At 76.2% G+C, this 2,603-nt stretch carries 2 protein-coding genes and 1 pseudogene; 2 read left to right on the top strand and 1 reads right to left on the bottom strand.

What is annotated here, in order from left to right:
• A partial coding sequence (locus QMF80_RS37790; protein WP_283461944.1) for an AAA family ATPase occupies window positions 1-1,210 on the top strand: 1,210 nt, incomplete at its 5' end.
• Window positions 1,207-2,484 (top strand): vWA domain-containing protein, encoded by a 1,278-nt coding sequence (locus QMF80_RS37785; RefSeq protein ID WP_283461942.1) that lies wholly within the window; start codon window positions 1,207-1,209, stop codon window positions 2,482-2,484. The genes QMF80_RS37790 and QMF80_RS37785, both read left to right, overlap by 4 nt.
• On the opposite strand, the pseudogene QMF80_RS37780 reads toward QMF80_RS37785, so the two are convergent.
• Window positions 2,478-2,603, bottom strand: a pseudogene (locus QMF80_RS37780) (IS630 family transposase); the annotation flags it as partial. The gene QMF80_RS37785 and the pseudogene QMF80_RS37780 sit on opposite strands and share 7 nt — an antisense overlap.

Genomic DNA, 2,603 nt, shown 5'->3' with positions numbered 1-2,603 from the left:
CGCCACCCAGCTCGACGTGGCCGCAGAGCTGCTGACCCTGCTCCGCGACGCCACCACCGAACCCCGCTCCGACAGCCAACTGGAGGCGCTGACCCTGGCGGTGGCCGCCGACCTGCCCGTACTCCTGTGGGGCGAACCGGGGATCGGCAAGACCGCCGCCCTGACCCAGCTCGCCGCGTCACTGGACCTGCCGCTCACCACGGTGATCGCCAGCGTGCACGAACCGTCCGACTTCTCCGGCCTGCCCATCGTCGGCGACGACCCCGCCGTCCAAGGAGTCCCGATGGCCCCGCCGGACTGGGCCGTCCGCCTGGTCCGCGCGGGCCGGGGGCTGCTCTTCCTGGACGAGCTGTCCACCGCGCCCCCGGCCGTCCAGGCCGCCCTGCTCCGCCTCGTCCTCGAACGCCGCATCGGCGCCCTGCGGTTGCCGCCCGAGGTCCGGATCGTCGCCGCGGCCAATCCGCGTTCCTCGGCAGCCGACGGCTGGGAACTGAGCCCGCCCCTGGCCAACCGGTTCGTCCACCTCCAGTGGACCCACGACCACGACGTCGTGGTGCGCGGCCTCGGCGGAACGTGGCCCCGCGCGACGCTGCCCCGCCTCGACCCGGACCGGCTGCCGGAGGCCGTGGCCTTCGCGCGCCGCGCGGTGTGCGGGCTGCTCGCCGCCCGGCCCACCCTCGTGCACCGGCTGCCCACCAGCGAGACCGGCCGGGGCGGAGCCTGGCCCTCGCCCCGGAGCTGGGAGACGACGCTGCGCCTGATCGCCTTCGCCACCGCGGCGGGCTCCTCCCGGGAGGTACTGTCCGTGCTGGTCCGGGGCACGGTGGGCGACGGGCCGGGCCTGGAACTCCTGGCGAGCCTGGACCGGTTGGACCTCCCGGACCCGGAGGTGCTTCTCGCCGACCCGGCGGCCGCCGTCCTGCCCGTCCGGGGGGACCTGCGCCAGGCCGTGCTGGACGGGGTGGTGGACGCGGTCCGCAAGCGCCCGGAGGAATCCCGCTGGGACGCGGCGTGGGTGATCCTGGCCCGGGCGGTGGAGGCCGGAGCGCCCGATCTGGTGGTGGTCCCCGCGACCGCGCTCGCCGCGCTGCGCCACGACGACTGGGACGTGCCGCCGTCGATCGAGCGGCTCGCGGGAGCGGTGGACCTCTCCCGGCGGGCCGGCCCGGCCCCGGCCCGTACGACGCCCGATGTGCCGGTCGGCCGATGACGAGGGGCGTTCGGGACGCGCCCGACCGGCATGACGCGCCGGAGACGGCGGGCGCGCTCGACTTCGGCAAGCTCTACGCCGCCCGGCTGCGGGCCACCCGGGTCCGGCCGTACCTGGCCACCGCCCTGTTCGCCCTCCACGTCGTGGAGTCGCGGCAGGTGCCGACGATGGCCGTCGACCGGCACTGGCGGTGCTACGCCTCGCCGGGGTTCGTACGGCGTACTCCGCCGGCGGAACTCGCCGCGGTCTGGGTGCACGAGGTGTCCCACCTGCTGCGCGACCACCACGGGCGCGGTGACCGGGTCGCCCGGGAGCGCGGCCTGACCGGCCCGGGGGAGCGGCTGCGGATGAACATCGCGGCGGACTTCGAGATCAACGACGACGTGTACGGCGACGGACTGGCCCGCCCCGACGGCGCCGCCGATCCCTTGTCCGCAGGCCTGCCCGAGGGCCTCCTCATGGAGGACTACCTGCGCCGGTTCGGGCTCGGACCGGGTACCGCGCACCTGGCCTGGCTGGACTGCGGCAGCGGCGCCGACGGGCTGGAGCGGGAGTGGGACCTGGGACCGGACGGCGCGCACGGCCTCACCGCCCAGGAGCGGGACGCGGTCCGGTTCCGGGTGGCGCAGGGCATCACGGGCGGCCCGGGCCGGACCCCGCGGGGATGGAAGCGCTGGGCGGACGAGGCGTTCCACCCGCCGCAGCCGTGGCGGGAACTGCTGGGCGCCGCGGTCCGCTCGGCCGCCTCCGGTTCCGGCGCGGGCGAGGACTACACGTACGGCAGGCCCTCGCGCCGCTCGGCCGCAGTGCCCGGCGCCGTGCTGCCGAGCCTGCGGCGCCGGCCGCCCCGGGTGACGGTGGTCATCGACACGTCGGCCTCGGTCAGCGACGCCGAACTGGGCGGCGCGCTCCTCGAAGTGGCCGCGATCTCCCGTGCGGTGGGCGGCCGCAGGGACCTGGTGACGGTGGTCCCCTGCGACGCGGCGGCGCGCATCGCGCACCCGCTGTGCCGCGCCGAGGGGATCCCCCTGCTGGGGGGCGGGGGTACGGACCTGCGCACCGGCTTCGCCATGGCCCTGCGCACCGGGGCCCGGCCCGATGTCATCGTGGTCCTGACCGACGGCCAGACGCCCTGGCCCGCCTCCCGTCCCCCGTGCCGGACGGTGGTGGGCCTCTTCCCCCGCCGGTCCGACGCGTCGTGGGACGAGGACGACCCCCGCTACGTGCCGCGGCTCCCGCCCGCGTGGGCACGCGTGGTCGAGATCGGTTACTGAGGTTGTAGGCGTGGTGTCGTGGGTGTGAGGCCGGTCGCGGCGAGGCATCCGTCGATGATGTCGCTGCGGTATTGGATCTGACGGAGGCCATGTCGGAGTCGGCGGATGAGGTGGTCTGG

It is taken from the genome of Streptomyces sp. G-G2, assembly GCF_030063135.1.
GTDB lineage: Bacteria > Actinomycetota > Actinomycetes > Streptomycetales > Streptomycetaceae > Streptomyces.
Note: the sequence above shows the minus strand (reverse complement) of the source record. Positions and strands in the feature narration are given on the sequence as shown.

Excerpts from the sequence above, each read along its gene's own strand:
- QMF80_RS37785 (WP_283461942.1), top strand. The coding sequence starts at position 1,207 with ATGACGAGGGGCGTTCGGGACGCGCCCGACCGGCATGACGCGCCGGAG.